This window comes from Chromobacterium vaccinii (assembly GCF_000971335.1).
Taxonomy (GTDB): Bacteria; Pseudomonadota; Gammaproteobacteria; order Burkholderiales; family Chromobacteriaceae; genus Chromobacterium; species Chromobacterium vaccinii.
The window spans coordinates 1-20298 of sequence record NZ_JZJL01000018.1 but is presented as its reverse complement, the minus strand read 5'-3'; the positions used below and the strand labels follow the sequence as shown (position 1 = coordinate 20298).

Annotated in this window: 22 protein-coding genes and 2 tRNA genes; 8 read left to right on the top strand and 16 right to left on the bottom strand. The window is 64.8% G+C overall.

Going from position 1 to position 20298, the window contains the following annotated elements; translation table 11 throughout:
- Positions 1–471: 471 nt before the first annotated feature.
- From msrB to VL52_RS10705, 4 genes are all read right to left on the bottom strand, one after another.
- Complete coding sequence (gene msrB / locus VL52_RS10720) at positions 472–861, bottom strand: peptide-methionine (R)-S-oxide reductase MsrB (protein ID WP_046157030.1); 390 nt, start codon at positions 859–861, stop codon at positions 472–474.
- A 161-nt stretch (positions 862–1022) separates the two neighbouring features.
- A complete protein-coding gene (locus tag VL52_RS10715; RefSeq protein ID WP_046157029.1) occupies positions 1023–1664 on the bottom strand; it encodes a histidine phosphatase family protein in 642 nt (213 codons plus the stop codon).
- Positions 1665–1684: 20 nt separating this feature from the next.
- Positions 1685–3034, bottom strand: coding sequence for a deoxyguanosinetriphosphate triphosphohydrolase (locus tag VL52_RS10710; RefSeq protein WP_046157075.1), 1350 nt, complete (start codon positions 3032–3034; stop codon positions 1685–1687).
- Between the two features lie 109 nt (positions 3035–3143).
- Positions 3144–3365, bottom strand: coding sequence for a YMGG-like glycine zipper-containing protein (locus VL52_RS10705; protein WP_021475247.1), 222 nt, complete (start codon positions 3363–3365; stop codon positions 3144–3146).
- Positions 3366–3612: 247 nt separating this feature from the next.
- Between VL52_RS10705 and VL52_RS10700 the strand changes: the two genes are divergently transcribed.
- A complete protein-coding gene (locus VL52_RS10700; RefSeq protein WP_046157028.1) occupies positions 3613–4182 on the top strand; it encodes a lysophospholipid acyltransferase family protein in 570 nt (189 codons plus the stop codon).
- A 60-nt stretch (positions 4183–4242) separates the two neighbouring features.
- Here VL52_RS10700 and VL52_RS10695 read toward each other — a convergent pair whose 3' ends face one another.
- Together VL52_RS10695 and VL52_RS10690 are read right to left on the bottom strand one after the other, a co-directional pair.
- On the bottom strand, positions 4243–4800 hold the full coding sequence (locus tag VL52_RS10695) for a DUF1415 domain-containing protein (RefSeq protein ID WP_046157027.1): 558 nt from the start codon (positions 4798–4800) through the stop codon (positions 4243–4245).
- 104 nt (positions 4801–4904) lie between these two features.
- Positions 4905–5108, bottom strand: coding sequence for a cold-shock protein (locus VL52_RS10690; protein ID WP_021475250.1), 204 nt, complete (start codon positions 5106–5108; stop codon positions 4905–4907).
- A 302-nt stretch (positions 5109–5410) separates the two neighbouring features.
- Between VL52_RS10690 and VL52_RS10685 the strand changes: the two genes are divergently transcribed.
- Positions 5411–6517: an HD domain-containing phosphohydrolase gene (locus tag VL52_RS10685; protein ID WP_046157026.1), complete on the top strand. Its 1107-nt coding sequence runs from the start codon at positions 5411–5413 to the stop codon at positions 6515–6517.
- A gap of 9 nt (positions 6518–6526) precedes the next feature.
- Here VL52_RS10685 and VL52_RS10680 read toward each other — a convergent pair whose 3' ends face one another.
- Positions 6527–7372, bottom strand: coding sequence for a dienelactone hydrolase family protein (locus tag VL52_RS10680; protein WP_046157025.1), 846 nt, complete (start codon positions 7370–7372; stop codon positions 6527–6529).
- A 190-nt stretch (positions 7373–7562) separates the two neighbouring features.
- Between VL52_RS10680 and VL52_RS10675 the strand changes: the two genes are divergently transcribed.
- Positions 7563–8723, top strand: a complete 1161-nt coding sequence (locus tag VL52_RS10675; RefSeq protein ID WP_046157024.1) for an HD-GYP domain-containing protein — start codon at positions 7563–7565, stop codon at positions 8721–8723.
- A gap of 6 nt (positions 8724–8729) precedes the next feature.
- Here VL52_RS10675 and VL52_RS10670 read toward each other — a convergent pair whose 3' ends face one another.
- From VL52_RS10670 to yjgA, 5 genes are read right to left on the bottom strand one after another with little or no spacing between them, the layout of a single operon-like run.
- A complete protein-coding gene (locus tag VL52_RS10670; RefSeq protein WP_046157023.1) occupies positions 8730–9302 on the bottom strand; it encodes a hypothetical protein in 573 nt (190 codons plus the stop codon).
- A gap of 60 nt (positions 9303–9362) precedes the next feature.
- Positions 9363–9755 (bottom strand): hypothetical protein, encoded by a 393-nt coding sequence (locus VL52_RS10665; RefSeq protein WP_046157022.1) that lies wholly within the window; start codon positions 9753–9755, stop codon positions 9363–9365.
- Positions 9756–9775: 20 nt separating this feature from the next.
- Entirely contained in the window at positions 9776–10726 is a 951-nt protein-coding gene (locus VL52_RS10660; protein ID WP_046157021.1) for a YheT family hydrolase, read from the bottom strand.
- Positions 10723–11301: a molybdopterin adenylyltransferase gene (gene mog, locus VL52_RS10655; protein ID WP_186009504.1), complete on the bottom strand. Its 579-nt coding sequence runs from the start codon at positions 11299–11301 to the stop codon at positions 10723–10725. Before mog ends, VL52_RS10660 begins: the two co-directional genes overlap by 4 nt.
- On the bottom strand, positions 11301–11849 hold the full coding sequence (yjgA, locus tag VL52_RS10650; RefSeq protein ID WP_046157019.1) for a ribosome biogenesis factor YjgA: 549 nt from the start codon (positions 11847–11849) through the stop codon (positions 11301–11303). The genes mog and yjgA overlap by 1 nt, the downstream gene beginning before the upstream one ends.
- An 82-nt stretch (positions 11850–11931) precedes the next feature.
- On the opposite strand from yjgA, the gene pmbA reads away from it, so the two are divergent.
- The 5 genes from pmbA to VL52_RS10625 all read left to right on the top strand — a co-directional run bounded on the left by pmbA (position 11932) and on the right by VL52_RS10625 (position 16719).
- Positions 11932–13275, top strand: a complete 1344-nt coding sequence (pmbA, locus tag VL52_RS10645; protein WP_046157074.1) for a metalloprotease PmbA — start codon at positions 11932–11934, stop codon at positions 13273–13275.
- The gene (gene alkB / locus VL52_RS10640; RefSeq protein WP_046157018.1) at positions 13272–13919 is read left to right on the top strand and encodes a DNA oxidative demethylase AlkB; all 648 of its coding nucleotides are present in this window, start codon (positions 13272–13274) and stop codon (positions 13917–13919) included. Before pmbA ends, alkB begins: the two co-directional genes overlap by 4 nt.
- 3 nt (positions 13920–13922) lie before the next feature.
- On the top strand, positions 13923–14816 hold the full coding sequence (locus VL52_RS10635) for a DNA-3-methyladenine glycosylase 2 (RefSeq protein WP_046157017.1): 894 nt from the start codon (positions 13923–13925) through the stop codon (positions 14814–14816).
- Between the two features lie 176 nt (positions 14817–14992).
- Positions 14993–16132, top strand: a complete 1140-nt coding sequence (locus VL52_RS10630; RefSeq protein WP_046157016.1) for a patatin-like phospholipase family protein — start codon at positions 14993–14995, stop codon at positions 16130–16132.
- 89 nt (positions 16133–16221) lie between these two features.
- Positions 16222–16719 (top strand): disulfide bond formation protein B, encoded by a 498-nt coding sequence (locus tag VL52_RS10625; RefSeq protein WP_046157015.1) that lies wholly within the window; start codon positions 16222–16224, stop codon positions 16717–16719.
- A 15-nt stretch (positions 16720–16734) separates the two neighbouring features.
- Here VL52_RS10625 and VL52_RS10620 read toward each other — a convergent pair whose 3' ends face one another.
- From VL52_RS10620 to VL52_RS10605, 4 genes are all read right to left on the bottom strand, one after another.
- A complete protein-coding gene (locus VL52_RS10620) occupies positions 16735–18408 on the bottom strand; it encodes a CHASE2 domain-containing protein (protein WP_046157014.1) in 1674 nt (557 codons plus the stop codon).
- A 9-nt stretch (positions 18409–18417) separates the two neighbouring features.
- A complete protein-coding gene (locus VL52_RS10615) occupies positions 18418–19950 on the bottom strand; it encodes a FecR family protein (protein WP_046157013.1) in 1533 nt (510 codons plus the stop codon).
- A 162-nt stretch (positions 19951–20112) separates the two neighbouring features.
- Positions 20113–20189 (bottom strand) — tRNA-Asp (locus tag VL52_RS10610).
- Between the two features lie 6 nt (positions 20190–20195).
- A tRNA-Val gene (locus VL52_RS10605) sits at positions 20196–20272 on the bottom strand.
- Between the last annotated feature and the right edge of the window lie 26 nt (positions 20273–20298).

Sequence of the window (20298 nt, the reverse complement as noted above, 5' to 3'; positions counted from 1 at the left end):
AAGCGCCCCGGGTTTTGCGGATGCTATTTCATGTGAGTCTGAACTACCACGGCTCCTGTAGGCAACCCTGTCCTATCCTGGACTGTCCACGGGGGCCGGGGCAGACCTGTAGGGAGGCAAAGTAAGTGAAAAGTTTCGCCTTTGCCAAGTAAGGCTTTTCCCATTTTTGAGTGCATCCATGAAGGGAGACGCTGCGCATACTTAATGAAAAATATGGAACTTTCAGTAATGTAGTGAAAAATCCTGCACTGCGTCTAGAACCCGTAGGCACTCGTTTGAGGCAGGTGAACAAACTCTCAACGAGATTATTCGGGGTTTGGATGAGCGGGGGGACGTCTATATTTCAAAAAAACGTGTAATGGATGGGTAAATAAACTCGGGGCGTAACCATTAATGGTTACGCCCCGAGTTGGTGCATTTTTCAACTATGTGCACAGAGTTTGCAGTAACTTTGAAAACCTACAACACAACTCATTCCGCCTTGAAATCCAAGCATACTGAGTTGATGCAGTACCGCTCGCCGCTTGGCTCCGGGCCGTCTTCGAATACGTGGCCAAGGTGGGCGTCGCAATGCGAGCAGCGCACTTCCACGCGCACCATGCCGTGGCTGGTATCCGTGATGCGCTGGATGTTGGCGCCGGCGGCTTCGGCCCAGAAACTGGGCCAGCCGCAGCCGGCGTCGAACTTGGTGTCGCTATGGAACAGCAGGGCGCCGCAGCAGACGCAGAAGTAGTCGCCCTTCTTGTTGTGGAAGTAGTGTTCGCCGCTGAACGGGCGCTCGGTGCCGGATTGGCGGGCGACGCGGTACTGCTCCGGCGTCAGTTGCGCGCGCCATTCGGCGTCAGTTTTCTCTATGGTCATGGCGGGTGTCCTTGTGTCGTCCGGCCCAGCTGGCTAGGGCGCTTGATGGTTGGTCGCCGCGCGGGCGGCTTTCTTACCGGAGACTAGCAAATTCCCGCCGCCGCGTGGAGCGTGCTATCCGGGACGGCGCATGCGGTCCCGGACATTCTGCCGCCGCTGGGTTACTGGATTTCGTCGAGCGCGCCGCTGAGGTGGGATTCGTCGGCCCAGCGGCGCAGCGTCCAGCCGCCGTCCTGATAGTCCAGCCAGTTCAGCGCGGCGTTGGGGATGGGGAAGTCGCGCTTGTCTTCCAATGGTTTTGACGTGGCGGCGCGGTAGATGATGTCCAGCACGCCGCCGTGGGTGACGATCAGCACGTTCTCGCCTGGATGCAGGGCGGCGATGCTGGCGAGGCCGTCCAGAATGCGGGCGCGGAAACGGCGCAGGCTTTCGCCGCCTTCCAGGTCGAAGTCGGGATCGCGCGCCTGGTGCTGGCGGTAGAGGTCGGGAATTTGCTCGGCCGCTTCCGCATAGGTAAGGCCCTGCAGCGCGCCCATATGGCGCTCGCGCAACTGCGGCGTGTAATGGGCGTTGAGTTGCAGCCGGGTTTGCAGCGGAGCGGAAGTTTGCCGGGTGCGGATCAAGTCGCTGACGTACAGCGCCTGGAAGGCGTGGTCGGGCCGGAAGGCCTGGGCCAGCTGGCTGGCCTGTTCCAGGCCGGCGTGGTTGAGGGGGATGTCGGTATGGCCTTGCAGCCGGTATTCGCGATTCCAGTCGGTTTCGCCGTGGCGAACCAGGCAGAAGCGGGTAACGGGCTGAGTCATTGTCGCCTTTCTTCGAGTATCTACAGAATGCCGACGCCGGACAGTTCGCGCGCCAGGTTGGCGGCGTAGTTGTCGGTCATGGCACCGACGAAGTCCAGAACCTTCATATAGGCCTGGTACAGGCTGTCGCCTGTTTGAATATGGCCTTCCAGCAGGCCCATCGCCAGGTGCTCGCGCGGGGTGAGTTCCTTGTCGTCCTTGGTGACGAAAGCGTGCACCGCCGGCACCAGCACGTTGAGGATGGTGGCGATGCAGGGGTAGGAGGCCAGCTCGGTCACCAGCTTGGTGCGATGGCGGTACACCTTGTGGCTGGCCAGCTCCTTGGCTTGCAGCAGCGCATCCTGCACTGCCGGATCGCACAGATTGATCAGGTCTTTGGCCGGGAATTCGCCGCGCAGCAGCGAGGGGTGGTGCATCATGAATTTTTCCGCCACTTCGGTCACGCAGCGGCCGATGGCCACCCCGCGCAGCGTTCCGCATTTCTGGCGGACATCGTGCATGCCCCATACGCGCTCGTGTTCGGAGAAGCCGGAGAACAGCGTTTCGAATTCCTTGAAATCCAGAATGCCGATTTCCACCGCGTCTTCCAGATCCAGAATCGCGTAGCAGATGTCGTCGGCGGCCTCCATCAGATAGGACAGCGGGTGGCGGCTCCATTGCAGCGGACCGTGGCGCAGCAGGCCCAGTTCCTCGGCTACGCGTTCGAAATACGGCAGCTCGGTGCGGTAGATGTTGAACTTGTCGCGCTCGTAAGCCGACGGCGCGTCGGCGGTCCACGGATACTTGATCAGCGTGCCCAGCGCGGCGGAGGTGAGGCGCATGCCGCCCTCGCCGCTGTACATTTCCAGCGTGGCCAGCATGCGCAGGCCGTGGGCGTTGCCTTCGTAGGTTTGCACGTCGCGGATTTCCGCCGCCGACAAGCCGCTCAGCCAATGCGCGTTGCGCTCGTCGCGGAACCAGTCGCGCAGCGCGTACTCGCCTGTATGGCCAAATGGCGGGTTGCCGATGTCGTGCGCCAGGCAGGCCACCTGCACCACGGCGCCGATGTCGTGCGGCGTGTAGCCGGCCGGCAGCAGGCCGTCGTGCTCCAGCATCACGCCCACGCGGTTGCCCAGGCTGCGGCCGACGCTGGCCACCTCCACGCTGTGGGTGAGGCGGTTATGGGTGTGGTCGTGGCGGGCCAGCGGGTGCACCTGGGTCTTGCGGCCCAGCCGGCGGAAGGCGCTGGAGAACACCACCCGGTCGTGGTCGATGTGGAAGTCGGTGCGCAGGCCGGAGCCGCCTTCCTGGGTGGCCGGGGTCCGGGTTTCCCTCACTTCGTCCTGGATGATCTTGAAACGGCGGGTGGAGAGCAGGCTCTCCCAGTTCATGGTTTGGCTCATGGCTTGGCCCGGTGTGGATTCCATCAGGATGATAGGGGCGCGGGCCTTAAAACAAAAGAGCCAGCGGGTTGTGCTGGCTCTCGATGCGCGCCTGGGCTTAGTGACGGCCTGTCTGATGGCCGATCACGCCGCCGACGGCGGCGCCGCCGATGGTGCCGAGCGCGTCGCCGCCGGTAAGCACGGAGCCGAGCACCGCGCCGCCGACGGCGCCGATGGCGGTATTCTGTTGGCGATGCGACATATTGGCGCAGCCGGAGAGCGCGGCGATGGCGATTAATCCGGCGGCGGCGAGTTTCAGGCTGGTCTTGGCAGTGTTCATTATCAAGGTCCTACTAGGGGTGAGATATAGGTTTTGGGCAGCTGTCGGCGGCGACAGTTCCATTAGGTATGTTACTGATTGTTATAGGTTGATGCGGGCGGCGGCGGGAGGTTTGCGCTATGTTCTTTACTGTTAGTGTTTGATTTAGTACATTCAGCGCCTTCCACGTGTTTGGCGCTGTCCCGACGCAGGGCTGCGCCATATGCCGCCCTTGCGCGCGGAACCGCGCCGTTGCAACAGGGCAGCCATGCATTTCACCATTTTCGATACCCCAATCGTCCGCGATCTGTTTCGCTGGCTGTCCATCGTCATGCTCAAGCTGTGCGGCTGGAAGCTGAAGGGGGAGTTTCCCGCGCTGGACAAGTACGTGATGATAGGCGCGCCGCATACCAGCAATTGGGATTTTCCGATCACGCTGGGCCTGTGCTTCGCCGCCCGCGCCAAGATCTACTGGATGGGAAAGCACACGCTGTTCAAGGGCCCGATGGGGCCGGTGATGCGCTGGCTGGGCGGCGTGCCGGTGATGCGGCATCAGAACAATTCGCTGGTGCAGCAGATGGTGGACGTGTTTCAGCGCAGCGACAGGCTGGTGCTGGCGATTCCGCCGGAAGGCACGCGCAAGGCGGTGAAGGAGTGGAAAACCGGTTTTTATCACATCGCCTGCGGCGCGGGCGTGCCGATCGCGCTGGCTTATCTGGACTATGGGCGCAAGGAGGGCGGCTTCGGGCCGTTGTTTCAGCCTGGCGGCGATATCGCCGCGGACATGCCCAAAATCCAGGCCTTCTACGCGGACAAGCGAGGCCGTCATCCGCGTTGAGGCCGGGTTATAAACGACAAAGCGCAGCCACGGGCTGCGCTTTTTGTTTTGCGGAGCGTCTTACTCGGACGGCTTGGGCGCGAACATCGCTTTCCAGCCGGCCAGGCCCAGCGCTTGCAGCGTTTCGATATTGCGCTCGTAGATGGCTTCGGCTTCCGGAAACGCTTCCACCGCGCGGTCTATGCTGGCTTCGCGGATCAGGTGCAGCGTTGGATAGGGCGAGCGGTTGGTGTAGTTGTCGATATCGTTGACGCCGGTGCCGTCGAACTGGAACTTGGGGTGGAAGCTCGCCACCTGGATCACGCCATCCAGGCCCAGGTCTTCGACGATGGCGTCGGCGATATCCAGGAATTCATTGAAATCCAGGAAGCGGGCCAGCGTATTCGGGTGCACCAGCAGCGTGGTGTCTATTTCCTGCGGGTCGGTGTCGGCCAGCAGCTTCAGCTCGGCGGCCAGCTCTTCGGCCAGCTGCTGCGGATTGGCGGCCTCGCTGACCTGGATGCGCACCTGGTTTTTCACGTACACGGACTTGGCGAACGGGCACAGGTTGAGGCCGATCACGGCTTTCTCCACCCATTCGCGGGTGGCGGCGATCACGGTTTCGTGGTTGTCGGACATGCGGGCTCCGATGGCGGTGGCGCGGATTTGCTCGGTCAGAATGCAAAAAACCCGGACGAATCCGGGTTTTCTCATCACGACCAAATGATCTCTCTAGAGAGAGATTAGATGGGCTGGATGTTGGAGGCTTGCTTGCCCTTCGGACCTTCGACGATGTCGAAGCTCACGCGCTGTTGCTCGGACAGGGAGCGGAAGCCCTTGGCGTTGATCTGGGAGAAGTGAGCGAATACGTCGTCGCCGCCTTCGTCCGGGGTGATGAAGCCAAAGCCTTTGGAGTCGTTAAACCACTTAACAATGCCGGTTGCCATTTTGTTAAATTCCTCAAAACGAGCAGTTGAATAAAAGGCACGAAGATCAAGGGAAATGGCGACTGAGGTACGGCTATTGCCACTACGACAACTACACATCACACAACTTGAGCATCCTGCGGGGGGAATATTGCCTCTAGTTGCACGCCATGGCAAGCGTTTTCTGCAGGCGTGATCTGTTTTTACGAATATTTCAATACGTTTGGACAGGATGTTTACATTGAAGGGCGTTGCGCGTGTCGGGATGCGTAGCGGCCATGCTTGCATATACTGGATACAACGCCAATCCGAAGGGGTTCCATATGGCCACGCAGCAACTGATGCCGGATATCATCGATCCTATTGCGTTCCAGGACTTTCGCGACGCATTGTCCGATTACGCGCCGCAACTCGAGCAGCTGGTTTGCCAGTTGGAGGACGGCAGCGGCAATGGGGAGAAAATCGCGCAGTTGTTCCGCATCCTGCACAGCATCAAGGGCGACGCCAGCTTGTGCCAGGTGCACTTCGTCGAGCCTTATGTGCACGTGCTGGAGCATTTGTTGGACCGGGTCCGGCGCAAGGAGCTGCCATACCTGGACGTGCTGGGCGATGTGCTGCTGCTGGTGATGGACCGGCTGGTGCTGATGCTGGACGCGGTCGCGGACGATGCCCCCTTGGACGATCTGCGGATGGACGCCTTGCGGATGCGGCTGGATCCTTTGCTGGACAAGGGCGCCGACGAGCTGCCCCAGGCCTGCGCCTGGCTGGTGGCCAGCATGATGGGGCATCCGCCGGTTGTCGCGCAGGCGGCCGCCGAACAAACCGGGGCGCATGGCGGCCATCGATTTGCCGACCTGCAGTTTTTCCGGTCTCTGGCGGTACAGCTGGAACATCGTCTGCCGGCCTATGCCGGCCGCACCGAGCGCAACCTGGCGCTTGCGCTGGAAACCAATCGCTTGGCCAAGCAGCCGCTGCCGATGGAGCAATTGGCAGCCGCCATCTATATGCACGATATCGGCATGATGCTGTTGCCGGAGTCAATGTGGCTGAAAGCCGGTCAGCTGAGCGATGAGGAACGGCGTGATCTGTCCGCGCATCCGGGTTGGGCGGCGGGGCTGCTGGAGCGCATGCCGGGTTGGGAGGAGGCGGCGGCGATGGTGGCCCAGCACCATGAGCGTCCGGACGGCAGCGGCTATCCGGACGGGCTGCGTGACGACGCCATCTGTTCTGGCGCTTGCGTGCTGGCGCTGGTGGACGCGTTCGAGTCGGTGATGCTCAAGCACGCCCAGCAGGGCCAGCGCCGCTCGATGCTGCGGGCGGTGGCCGAGCTGAACGCGTCGGAGCGGCAGTTCGATCCCTATTGGCTGCAATTGTTCAACCAGGTGGTCCGCACCAGGCTGGAGCTGGGCAATGTGGTCGGCGGCGGATAGCCGGCCGGCTCAGCGGACGCTATGGCGGGCGAACCAGTCCAGCATCCTGCGCCAGGCGTCCTGGGCATCCCGGGCGTGGTAGCTGGGGCGGTAGTCGGCGTTGAAGCCGTGGCCGGCATCGGGGTAGACGACGATCTCGCTGTCCTTGCCGGCGGCGCTCAGCGCGGCTTTCATTTTCTCCACGCCGGCGAGCGGGATGCTTTGGTCCTGTCCGCCGTACAGTCCCAGAACCGGCGCCTTCAACTCGCCGACGATGTCCAGCGGCTGGCGCGGCGCATTGGCGCTTGCCGGTCCCTCCAGCTTGCCGTACCAGGCCGCGGCTGCCTTCAATTGCGGGTTGTGCGCGGCGTAGAGCCAGGTTTGGCGCCCGCCCCAGCAAAAACCGGTGACGGCCGCGCGCTTGAGGTCGGCGCCGTGCGCGCCGGCCCAGCGCCAGGTGGCGTCCAGATCGTTCAGCACCTCGCTGTCCGGCACCTTGGAGACGATGTCGCGCAACAGGCTGTCGATGTCCGGCGCTTGCGCCGGATTGCCGTGGCGGAAATACAGTTCCGGCGCCACGGCCAGGTAGCCCTGCTTGGCCAGCCGGCGGCACAAATCCTGGATATGCTCGTGCACGCCGAAGATTTCCTGGATCACGATCACCAGCGGCCAGGGGCCGTTGCCTTCGGCCGGACGGGCGTAGTAGCCGGACATCGTTCCCTTGCCGGTGTCGATGTCCGGATGGCCGGTCTGCAGTTGCCGGCTGTCGGTGAGGATGGTGCTGGCGGCGATGGGTTGCACGGCCAGGGCGAAACCCAGGCTGCCCGCGCCGGCGAGAAAGCTGCGGCGGGGAAGGGATGCGCTGTTGTCGCTCATGTCGAGGTGACTCCTTTATCGGGGCGGGGACTGGTGTCCGCGCCGATTTTCGATAAAATTTGAATAAACACTAGTAGCTGCTCAAACTAGAACTAACAAAATCGGCAATGCGTCCAAGCATCAGGACACCCTTGGGCGATTTTTGAAGCGATGGCCGGCGAGGCGTCGGCGCAACTGATGCAAGTGGAATATGACGGATTCGTCTGCAAAGGTAAAACTGCCGCGCAATTTTCTCCGCGCCGGCCAACAAGCTCCGGTCGATGTGTACGCCAAGAACGGCGTGCTATTGCTGAAGCGGGGGCTGTATGTGCTGACCGAGGAGCAGCGCGATCGCCTGGCGCAGCTGGGGCATGGCGAAAGCGATGAAGTGGCGGCCAAGCTCGAGCGGGAGCGGCTGGAACGCGCCGCCCAGCGCGAGAAAGAGGCGGAGCAGCAGCGAAACAGCGCCAATCCTCTGCAGGAAATGGCCTTCTTGCTGCGGCGGGCCGAGGGCGTGCTGCAGCACGGGCTGGCGGTGCGGGACCTGGCCGGCAGTCTGCTGGGCATGGCCGAAGGGTTGCTGGCGCTCAGCCGCCGCCACCCTGACGGGGTGCTGGCCAGCGTGTTTCTGCTGCCATTCCAATGCATAGGCAGCGCGCAGAGCGTGCATGTGGCCGCGGTGCTGGCGGTATTGGGGCGGAGGCTGGGGCTGTCCGACGCCGAGCTGCGGCCGATGCTGGGCGCGGCCCTGAGCATGAACCTCGCTGTCACCGGTTTGCTCAATCAGCTTGCGGCGCAGAGCGCGCCGATGGACCTGGCGCAGCAGGAGGCGATGTTCGCTCACCCGGCGCTGAGCTCGGCCATGCTGCGGGAGGCGGGCGTAGACGACGAATATTGGCATCTGCTGGTGCAGCAGCAACATGAGCAGCAGGACGGCAGCGGCTATCCGCAGGGTCTGGCCGGAGACGAGATCGAAACCGACGCTTTGTTGTTGCAGATGGTGGATCTGGTGTGCGGCTGCGTGCATAACCCGCAACCTCAGTTGCCGGCGCTGGTGCTGGGCAGCCTGTTCCGCGGCGAGCTGGGCGGTTTCCCGCCGCAGCATGTGTCCTTGTTGGTGAAGGAGATGGGCATTTACCCGCCCGGCAGCTTCGTGCGGCTGGCCAGCAACGAGGTGGCGGTGGTGACTCATCGCGGCGACAAGGCCAACACGCCCAAGGTGGCGGCGCTGCGCAAGCTGGACGGCCCGCCCTACGCCGATCCCCTGCTGCGCGACAGCCGCCAGCCGGCCTACCATGTGATGGAGCCGGTCAGCGCGGCGGTTGCGGCGGTCAAGCCCGCCTATCTGTACAAGCTGTGGTACAAGCCCTGAGTCGCTTTATGGCCGGGCCGCCGCCGGCATCGCCAGCGGGCGGATCTTCACCTGGCTCAGGTCCTTGATCTTCCATACCCGCCGCATGTGGCCGAAGTCGCGCCGCCGCTCGTCGGACAGCTTCACCTCGGGCAGGAAGGACATTTCCACCTGCACCTGCCCCAGATAGACCGTTTCGCCCTCATCCAGATGGAAGGGAGCGTTCAGCCGGAACTGCCTCATCTGCAGATTGGACCCGAAAACGCCGTCGTCCACCCAGTGGCCCCACGCGCCGGAGACGCGGTAGTCGCCCGGGGGCAGCGCCATCAGCAACAGCTTGCCCTCCGCCGGCGACATGCCTTCCTCGCCGAATACCGTGTCGGTGATCAGGCTGGCGACGTCCTGAGCCGCCGCGCGGCCGCCGGCGTCGCTGACGGTCAGGCCTATGGTGGCGCGGTCGGGGTCGAATGCCTTGCCGGTCAGCGAGACGATGGCGTAGGCCCGGCCCGGCGGCGGGGTCAGCGAGCCCTGGAGCTTGTCGGCCATGGTGGCGCAGCCGGTGAGGTAGATTAGGCAAAGACAGAGCAATAGCGAGCGCATATCTGATCCTTGTTGTCGTGTTGCGTCCAAGTGCTGCAGTGCCAGTCGAGTCGATGCGACTTAATCGGTGAGCATGCTCTTTGCGCGCAAGGAGGCATACAATTTTGGCAGGAAGTCTGCCATTTGGTGCATGTAGGGCGTTAACGCTCCGCGCTCGATGCAGATTTGATCGCCCAGAAAATGCCAATTTCCGAAGTAGATGCCTGAGAGGCGGTTAATTTCATTGCAGAGACTTTCTCCATGCTTGTATGTAGCGTGGAGTCCTGCGCTATGGGCGATGCAGTTGCGCACGTAAACCAGCGCCTCATAGTTTTGCAGCATATGCTCCGCATCGATCCCCGCCTCGCGCGTGAAGTGACGTAGAAGGAGGTCCAGAACGTCGCCGATCATGACACTAAAGTCGAAGGCTTCAATGGGGGTATTCAATAGCTTCTCGGCATCGAAATCTTCCATTTCGCCTCCCTCGAGGGTGACTATTTCTTTAGATGCGGCGCGATGAATTCCAGCAGCCGTTGCGGCAGCCAGTCTATGCGGCCCGGGAAGGGGCCGGTGGCGAAGCCGACGTGGCCGCCGTCCTCGGGGAAATCCAGCGTCACCGAAGGCGATACCTGGCTGGCGTCCGGCAGCGCGCTTTCCGGCAGGAAGGGGTCGTTGCGGGCGTTGAGCACCAGGGTGGGGCGGACGATCTGGCCGAGCCGCGGCTTGCTGCTGGCCTGGGTCCAGTAGTTGAGCGCGGTGCCGAAACCGTGGATGGGCGCGGTGACCAGGTCGTCGAACTCGATGAAGGTGCGCGCGCGGCTCAGCCTGGCGCCGTCGAACAGGCCCGGATGGCGTTGCAGCGACGCCATCGCCTTGGGCTTGAGCGTGTCCATGAACATCCGGGTGTAGAGCAGCTTGCCCAGGCCGCGGTCCAGCCGGGTGCTGGCGGCCACCAGGTCCAGCGGCGCGGACACCGCGGCGGCGGCCTGAGGCAATGCGGCTTCGCCGTCGTCGGCCAGGTAATTGAGCAGCATGCTGCCGCCCAGCGACACGCCGACGGCGGCGATGGCGGCGAAGCGGCCGGACAGCCGCTGCAAGATCCAGCGCACCTCGGCGGCGTCGCCGGCGTGGTAGGCGCGCGGCAGCGGGTTGTCCACGCCGCCGCAGCCGCGGAAGTGCGATACCGCGCCGTGCCAGCCGCGCGCGGCCACCGCTTGCATCAGCGCCTTGGCGTAGTGGCTGGCGCTGCTGCCTTCCAGGCCGTGGAAAAGCACCACCAGCGGCGCGCCGGGCTGGCCGTCGACGAAGTCCAGCGCGATGCGCGCGCCGTCCGGCGTGTCCCACAGCTCGCGGCGGTAAGACGGGGCGTCCTGCTTGACGGCCAGCGCCGGCCAGATGGTCTGGGCGTGGCCGCCTCGCAGCCAGCGCGGGGCGCGGTAGCTCATGGCGCCGGTTTGATGGCGGACTTGGGCCGGAAGGCCTTCACCACCGCTTCATCGGTTTCGATGTAGGGCGCGCCTATTAGGTCCAGGCAGTAGGGCACGGCGGCGAAGATGCCGGGCACTTCCACCTTGCCGTCCGCGCCGCGCAGGCCTTCCAGCGTTTCCTGGATGGCCTTGGGCTGGCCGGGCAGGTTCAGGATCAGGCTTTGCTTGCGGATCACGCCGGTCTGGCGCGACAGGATGGCGGTGGGGACGAAGCGCAGGCTGATCTGGCGCATCTGCTCGCCGAAGCCGGGCATCACGCGGTCGGCCACCGCCAGCGTGGCGTCCGGCGTCACGTCGCGTGGTGCCGGGCCGGTGCCGCCGGTGGTCAGCACCAGCTGGCAGCCTTCGTCGTCGACCAGCGCTTTCAGCGCGGCCTCGATGCCGGGCTGCTCGTCAGGGATCAGCCGGCTCACCGTCTCGAACGGCGTGGCGATGGCGCGGGACAGCCAGTCCCGCAGCGCGGGCAGGCCCTTGTCCTCGTAGACGCCCTGGCTCGCGCGGTCGGAAATGGAAACCAGGCCTATCTTCAGCATCACTCGTCGTCCTCTTCCTCATCCTTTTGCCAGATGCGCGGCTTGCCCGGCTCGGGGATTTGCTCCTTGATCAGCTGGTACAGCTGGCGGAAGGCCTTGGGCGGCTTGTTGTCCTGCTTTTCCTTGCGCGACTGGCGCACCAGCGAATGCAGCTGCTTGGGATCGGTTTCGGGGAAGCTCTGCAGGAACAGCGGCTGGTTGGCGTCGTCGGCCATCAGCTTGTCGCGCCAGCGCTCCAGCAGCTTCTGCCAGGCGATGTGCTCGGACGATTCGCCCTTGAGGATCTGCAGGTATTGCTGGATCGGCTCGGGATCGACATTGCGCATCAGTTTGCCGATGTACTGCAGTTGGCGGCGGATGGCGCCGTGCGCGGTCAGGCGCTTGTGTTCCAGCAGCGCGGAGAGCAAATCCTCCGGCAGCGCCATTTTCTTCAGCGTATCCTTGGACAGCTCGACCAGTTCGCTACCCAGATCCTGCAGCGCGTCCATGTCGCGCTTGCGCTGGGACTTGCTGACGAAGCCATCGTCGTCGTTCTGGTGGTCGGTCATTGTTGCTAGGTCTCACTCGGTTTTCAAGGCTGGTATGATACCGGAAAAGGCCGCCGGCCGTTTCCACGTTCCGAAAGATACTATGGCAGATAAGACATTCAGTTTCAGTCCCGATACCTTGAGCGGGATCGCCGGCCGCGTGCTCGAGCTGGCGCGCCAGCAAGGCGCCAGCGCGGCCGAGGCCGATGTTTCCGAGGGCGTCGGCCAGACGGTGAGCGTGCGCCTGTCCGAAGTGGAAACCATAGAATACAACCAGGACAAGGGCGTCAGCGTCACGGTCTACCTGGGCAAGAAAAAAGGCCACGCCAGCACGTCCGACTTCTCCGACGAGGCGCTGTCCGACACCGTGCGCGCCGCGCTGGACATCGCCCGCTACACGGCCGAGGACGATTGCGCCGGCCTGGCCGACCCGCAGCTCTTGGCCGATGATTTGCCGGACCTGGACCTGTTCCACCCCTGGCAGCTGCCGGTGGAAGAGGCGATAGCGCTGGCGCGCCGCTGCGAGGACGCCGCGCGCGCGGTGGACCCCCGCATCCGCAATTCCGAGGGCGCCAGCGTATCGGTGCAGGCCAACCAGTTCGCCTACGCCAACAGCAACGGCTTCAGCGGCGGCTTCGCCGGCAGCCGCCACAGCCTGTCGGCCGCGGTGGTGGCCGAGCAGGACGGGGTGATGCAGCGCGACTACTGGTACTCCGCCGCCCGCCATCAGAACGATCTGGCGCCGGTGGAGGAGATCGGCCGCATCGCCGGCGAGCGCGCGGTGCGCCGCCTGGGCGGCCGGCGGGTCAAGACAGGCCAGTACCCGGTGCTGTTCGAGGCGCCGGTGGCGATGTCGCTGCTGGGCCACCTGGCCGCGGCGATCAGCGGCGGCAATCTGTACCGCAAGTCGTCCTTCCTGCTGGACGCGCTGGGCAAGCCGGTGATGGCGTCCCGGGTGACGATAGACGAAGATCCGTTCTTGCTGCGCGGGTTGGCCAGCAGCGCCTTCGACAGCGAGGGCGTGGCGACGCAGTCGCGCCGCTTGGTGGACGGCGGCGTGCTGCAGGGGTATTTCCTGAGCAGCTATTCCGCGCGCAAGCTGGGCATGCAGACCACCGGCAACTCCGGCGGCGCGCACAATCTGGTGGTCCACTCCACCGGCGAAAGCCTCGCCGAGCTGCTCGGCCAGATGGGCAATGGCCTGTTGGTGACCGAGCTGCTGGGCCAGGGCGTCAACACCGTGACCGGCGACTACTCGCGCGGCGCGGCCGGCTTCTGGGTGGAAAACGGCGTGATCGCCTACCCGGTGGAGGAAATCACCATCGCCGGCAACCTGCGCGACATGTTCCTCAATATCGAAGCGATCGCCGACGACGTGCTGGATCGCGGCGGCCGCCGCATCGGCTCGGTGCTGATCGGCGGCATGATGGTGGCCGGCGAGGAGTGAGCGGCAGCCTGTTCGCGCCGGACGAAGGGCCGTGGCTTGAGCGGCTGTCGGCCGGGACCGCGCTGCTGCACGGCTGGGCCCGCGCCGGCGACGCGCGGCTGCTTGAGGCTGTGGAGGCGGTGCTGGGGCAGTCGCCGCCGCGCGGCATGGTTACGCCGGGCGGGCAGGCGATGTCGGTGGCCACCTCCAGCTGCGGCGATTGGGGCTGGGTGTCCGACCGCCGCGGCTACCGCTACTCCGCCGTCGATCCCGACGGCGGCCAACCCTGGCCGGCGATGCCTGATCCGCTGCGCGAGCTGGCGCGCGGCGCGGCCGCCGAGGCGGGCTTCGCCGGCTTCGATCCCGATGCCTGCCTGATCAACTGCTACCTGCCCGGCGCCCGGATGGGCCTGCACCAGGACAAGGACGAGCGCGATTTCTCCGCGCCCATCGTCTCGGTGTCGCTGGGCCTGCCCGCGGTATTCCTGCTGGGCGGCCTGCGCCGCGCCGACAAGGCCGCCCGCATCCTGCTGCGGCATGGCGACGTGCTGGTATGGGGCGGGCCGGACCGGATGCGCTTCCATGGCGTGCAGCCGGTTCAGTCTGGCATCCACCCGCTGCTGGGCGGACGCCGCATCAATCTCACTTTTCGCAAGGCCCGCTGATCCATGTCCGTCATTCATTGCGATATCGCGCTGCCCGCCGGTTTCCGGCCGCAGGACATCCTGGCTTTCCACCGCCGCGACGGCGAGCGGCTGGCCGAGCAGGTGGACGACGACGGTTTGAAGAAAGGCTTGCTGTGGCAAGGCCTGCCGGCCTGCCTCGATCTGCGTTTCCGTGCCGACCGGGCGATTCTGGGCTTGGATGTGGACGGCGAATCGGGGGATGCCGGCGAGCTGGAGCGCATGGGCCGGCGCATGCTGGGCCTGAACCAGCCGGTGGAGGCGTTCGAGCGCCAATACCGCGGCCATCCGCAATTGGGCGGCCTGATCGCCGCGCGCGCGGGCTTGAGGGTGCCGCAAACGGCGACGCCGTTCGAGGCGCTGGCCTGGGCGATCACCGGCCAGCAGATCAGCGTGGCTGCGGCGGTGACGATACGCCGGCGCATGCTGCTGCTGTGCGATTGCCGCCATTCATCCGGCCTGCTGTGCCATCCGGACGCCGGCCGGCTGGCAGTGTTGACCGCGGAGCAATTGGGCGAGGCGGGCTTCTCGCGGGCCAAGAGCCGCGCCATCCTGGCTTTGAGCCAGGCCGCGGCGAGCGGCGAGCTGCCGTTGGATGCCTGGCTGGACGGCGCGGCGGCGGAAAAAATATCCGAACGGTTGCTGGCGGTGCCCGGCATCGGGCCGTGGACGGTCAGCTACGCCTTGCTGCGCGGCTATGGCTGGCTGGATGGCTCGCTGCATGGCGATGTCGCCGTGCGCAAGGCGTTGGGCATGGTGCTGGGCGCCGCCGACAAGCCCGACCAGCGGCAGACGCAGGCCTGGCTGGAGGCATTCTCGCCATGGCGCGCGCTGGTGGCCGCGCATTTGTGGGCCTTGCTGCAGGCGGGAGGTTTCTGAGCGCCTGCTCGAGCGCCGCGCCGCTTGGGAGTCATCTTCTGCAGGCTCTTTCGCCGCTCGCAAGCCCCCCGCGTTTCCGGCTGTTTTGCCCCCTGTCTCGTTCTGGCGCTTGCGGTCGCTTCGTCTTGTTGACTATGTCTAAATAGAACTGACAAGCCGTTAAGAAAGAGACGAGCATGGGCGGACCGAGCAGAATCGGTTTGGTGCTGTCGGGCGGGGGCGCCCGCGCGGCCTACCAGGTGGGGGTGTTGCTGGGCATTGCCCGCTTGCTGCCGGACCCCAGGCGCAATCCCTTTCCCATCATTTGCGGCACCTCGGCCGGCGCGATCAACGCGGTGGCGCTGGCGGCCGGCGCCGGCAATTTCCAGCTGGCGGTGAATACGCTGGCCAAGGTGTGGAAGCATCTGCACATCGCCGATGTCTACGATGTCAGCGCCGGCTACTTCATCAAGACCTTCCTGCATTTCGGCGTGTCCCTGATGAGCGCGGGCCACGCCTGGAACAATCCGCAGAGCTTTCTCGACAACGCGCCGCTGCGCGACACGCTGGGGCGCTGGATGCCATTCGAGGGCATCGCGCCTTCGATAGATTCCGGCGCGCTGCAGGCGCTGGCGCTGACCGCGTCCTGCTACACCACCGGCATGTCGGTCACTTTCTTCCAGGGGCAGGAGCACTTGGGCGAATGGATGCGCTATCAGCGCTTGGGCGTGCGCGAGCGGATAGGGCTGGACCACCTGATGGCGACGGCTGCGATTCCGCTGATCTTCCCCTCGGTGCGGATCGGGGAGAAGTTTTATTGCGACGGCGCGGTGCGCCAGCTGTCGCCGCTGTCGCCGGCGCTGCATCTGGGCGCGGAGAAGCTGTTCGTGGTGGGTCTGGCCAGCAAGCGGCCCGACACGATAGAGCGGCGCAATGCCGGCTCTTATCCGATGCCGGCCCAGATATTCGGCCACCTGCTCAACAGCGTGTTCATCGACAGCATGGCGGTGGACATGGAGCGCCTGACCCGCATCAACCATACGGTGTCGCTGTTGCAGAGCAGCGAAGAGCTGGCCCACCAGACCCAGCTCAAGAAGGTGGATATTTTCCAGCTCAATCCCAGCAAATCGCTGGAGGGCATCGTCTACCGCCACACCCATTTGTTCCCGGCCATGCTGCGTTTCATCATGCGCGGCACCGGCGCCACCCGGCAGCGCGGCACCGCGCTGGCCACCTATCTGTTGTTCGAGCCGGCCTATTGCCGCGAGCTGATCGCGCTGGGCTACCGCGACACCTTGCAGCAAAAGGACGCGATCCGGGAATTTTTGGAGCTGTGACGCCCGGAACTTTGCCTCGCCGCCCCAATCTCAGCTTTTCCGTTTACACTGCGTTCACTCACTGGACATAACAGGAAAGGTTAAGGGGGATGGGTTTGAATATCACGAACCGTCAGGGGTTCTTGCTGGTGGCGGCCGCCTGCGCCGGCGCGATGGGGTTTGCGCTGTTCGCGCAATACCAGCTTGGCCAGGAGCCGTGCCCGCTGTGCATTCTGCAGCGCATCGGCGTGATGGCGGTGGGCGCGCTGGCGCTGCTGGCGGCGTTGCACAACCCCGGTCGTGCCGGCGCGCGGGTGTGGGGCGGCCTGGTGACGCTGGCCGGCCTGGCGGGCGCGGGCGTGTCGCTGCGCCAACTGTGGCTGCAGAGCCTGCCGGCCGACCAGGTGCCGCAATGCGGCCCGGGCCTGGAATTCCTGATGGAATCCTTTCCCTTGTGGGATGTGTTGTCCAAGGTCTTGAAGGGCAGCGGCGAGTGCGCGGAAATCCATGGCCGCTTCCTCGGCATGACCATGCCGTTCTGGGTGGCGGTGTTCTTCGCGGGCGTTATCGTCTGGACGCTGTGGCTGGTTGCCCGCCGCCGCCGTTGAGCGCTTTCCGGATTATCAATCCAGTCGCGCGGACGCATCGTCCGCGCTTTTTTTTGCGTCGGCGTCGGATGAAAAGTAAAGGCTGGCGCGGTTGCGGCCGCCGCGTTTGGCTTCGTACAGCGCCTGGTCGGCTTGTTCGAACAGGGTGCGGGTGCTGTCGCCGGGGCCGGGGACGCAGGCGCGCACGCCTATGCTGCAGCTGATCTTGCCGAGCGGGCTGGCGGAGTGGGGCAGCTCCATCGCCGCCAAATGGCCGAGGAAGCGCTCGGCGGCGGACAGGGCTTGCGGCCCGTCGCCGGGCGTCAGCAGCACGCCGAACTCCTCTCCGCCCAGCCGGGTGGCCAATTGCCCCTTCTGGCGGAAGCAGTCCTTGAGCGCCCGCGCCACTTTCTGCAGCGCTTCGTCGCCGGCGTAATGGCCGTAGTGGTCGTTGTATTTCTTGAAGTGGTCGATGTCGAGAATGAGCAGCGCCAGCGGCTTGCGCTTTTGCCGGCTTTGCTCGACGGCATGGCCGAAGACTTCATCGAAGTGGCGGCGATTGTAGAGCCGGGTCAGGCCATCGGTGAAGGCCAGCGAGAACAATTGGGCCTGGCCGCTGACGTAGCGCAGCGTTCCGCTGAGCAGCAGCAGGATGGCCACCACGCTGCCGCCGGCCCAAATCGAGGCGAAGTAGAGCAGCGCGGCCGACGACAGCAGCACGGCGCCCGAGGCCAGCGCGTAGCCGGCCAGCAGGCTGCGCGCGCGTACCCGGCGCGACAGCAGCCAGTCGCCCAGTCCCAGCAGCAGCGCGCCCAGCAGGCATTCCAATGGCAGCGGCATCGGCCGTATCTGCTGGTGGGTGAGCAGGCCGTGCACCATGTAGGCGTCTATTCCCACGCCTGACATGCCGGTATTGTTCGCCGAAACCGGCGTTGGCTGCTGGTTGCCCAGGCCATTGGCGGTTACGCCTATCAGCACGATGCTGTCTTCGAAGAACGACGGCGGCAGCCGGCTCAGCGCGTCGCTGTACGATACGGTGTGAAAGGGTTTGGGGCCGCTGCTGAACGGCACCATCACCAGGTCGCGCCGTTGCCAGGCCTGCCCGGGGCGGGGCGGCTGGGCTGGAGGGATGGCCTCTTTCTGTCCGTTGGCTACGGCGCAGACGGCGGCGGCGAAGCTGGGGTAGCGCGGCGCGCCCAGGCCGGCCCGCAGATAGACGCGGCGTATGGTGCCGTCTTCGTCGCGTTCGTAATCGGTGTGGCCGAGCGCGGCCATCGCCGATGCGATCGGCGGCAGCGGGCGGGTTTCCAGCAGCTGGCCGGCCTGTAATTCCGGAAACACCGGGCCGACCACCTTGCCGTTGCGGCGGATGGCTTCGGCAAGGTGCTTGTCGGCTTCCGGGGGGTCGCGCGAGGGTTCGGCGATGGCGATGTCGAAACCGACCGCGCTCGCGCCGCCCAGCTTGTCCAGCAGCTGGGCGTGGTAGGCGCGGGGCCATGGCCACCGGCCCAGCTCGGACAGGCTCTTTTCATCAATGGCGATGACGATGAGGTTCTGGTCCGGCGGGTGCAGCGGATTGGCCCGGGTCAGGCTGTCGTACAGCCAGAAATCCAGCCGGCCCAGCAGCTGGCTGGCGATGAGCAGCAGGCCGAGCAGGGCGAGCAGCAGGGGGATGCCCCTGCTGTAGCGGGATATCTGGGTGGAGCGCATCGCGTGATTTTACGGCAAAAGCAGCGCGGGATACCGTTCTTCGGCATGGTATCCGCCGTCGCCGTCCACCAGGATGGTGACAACGAAACGTCCGCTGGGCATGCGCAGCAGCGACCAGGCGGGCTCGTCTGCGCCCTGCTGCCAGATGATGCGGCCTGGCTCGTCCGGCCGGGCCAGTTGCAGCGTGTAGCGCGCTTTGGCCACCGGGTAGCGGCGGGATTGCAGCTTGCGGTCGCCGGGCAGGCCCATTTCATACCAGGCCTTGATTCTCAGTTCCTGAGTATTGCCATAGGGGCCGGGCTGGTTCTTGTCATTCAGCGAGGCCAGCCGCCAATACCATTTTCCCTTGTCGGGCAGGTTGAGCGCGAAGGTGTCTTGTTCCAGCCTGCCCTGGTGCCAGATGTCGGTGAAGGCGGGGTCGCGGGCCACTTGCAGCCAGGCGGGATGTTCCGGGCTGGCGCTGCTGCCGACCCACAGCGTCTGCGCGCGCTGGCTGGTCCGCTTGGCATCGCTGAAGATCAGCGGCGGCAATGGGCTGGCGGCCAGGGTGAAGCCGCGGCTGGCGTCGTAGCCTTCGATGCCTTGGGCGTTGCGCGCGCGAACGGTCAGCAAGTAGCGGCCATTTTGCGGGAGTTCGGGGTAGAAGCGCGCCGTTTCCGTGCTGCGGTTGTACAGCTGCTGCTGGGTCTGGGCGTCGGATAGCGCGAGCTGATAGCCGGCTTCGCCGTTCTGCTTGTGCCATTCCAGCAGCGGGGGATTGAAGGGGCTGACGGTGATCACGCCGTCTAGCGCGGGCGCCTTGGGCAGGGCCACCGATTGTTTGCCGCCGCTGCGGCCGCCGAACCCCGCGGGAATGTCCAGCTCTTCGCCGTCAGCCGCCAGATTGACCTTTCCGTGCAGCACTTCGGCCGCGGTGTCCTGGTCGTCCAGGCTGCGCACTCGGAACTCAGTGCCGCGCACCGTGGTCACCGCCGATGGGGTGTAGATCTGGTAACGGTTTGGCATCAGCTGCCTGGGCACTACGGCATTGCTGGCCGAGCCGTGATCCAGCCGATTTTGCGACTGGATGGCCCCGGTAGTGGGGTAGAACACCTGTTTGCCCAGCGTCAGCTTGCTGTTGGACCACAACTGCAGCATGGAGCCATCGGCCATGCGCAATTTCAGCATGGCGTCCTTGCCGGTTGAAATCCGGCTGCCGGCCTGAAGATGAAGGCCAGGCGCCGCCTTCAGCGGCTGTCCATCCGCATCCTGGACGTTGACGGCGCCGGACAGCGCTTCGATGGTGACCGACGATTCGTTTTGCCGAGTCCAGCTATAGGGAACGGCCAACTGGCTGCCGGGTGTCAGCCGGTAGGGATTGGCGATGCCGTTTTGCTGTTGCAGTTTCGGCACATAAGCGGGCGAAGTCAGGTGCTTGGCCGCGAACGACCACAGCGTATCGCCCGCTTGAACCGTGTATTGCCATGTGGCCTCTTCGCCGCCGCTGCCGGCCCAGGAGGCGTGGCTGCTCAGGCACAGCGCCAGCAGGGCAGTCTTGTTCATGTGAAATCTCTTGATATGAATTTTTAAAAGTCTGACAGTATTGCCAGCAATCCGGCATTTTGCAACCGCAACATGCGAATGGGGTGGAAAGGCTGCGGCAAGCGGCGCGTGTGTGACGGGGGAATGCAAAAAAAGCAGCCTGAGGCTGCTTTTTTGCAAGATTGGCGGAGTGGACGGGACTCGAACCCGCGACCCCCGGCGTGACAGGCCGGTATTCTAACCAACTGAACTACCACTCCGTTTTCTGGTGGGCGGTACTGGACTCGAACCAGCGACCCCTGCCGTGTGAAGGCAGTGCTCTACCAACTGAGACTAACCGCCCGAAACTGTGTGCTGCTGCGTGAAACC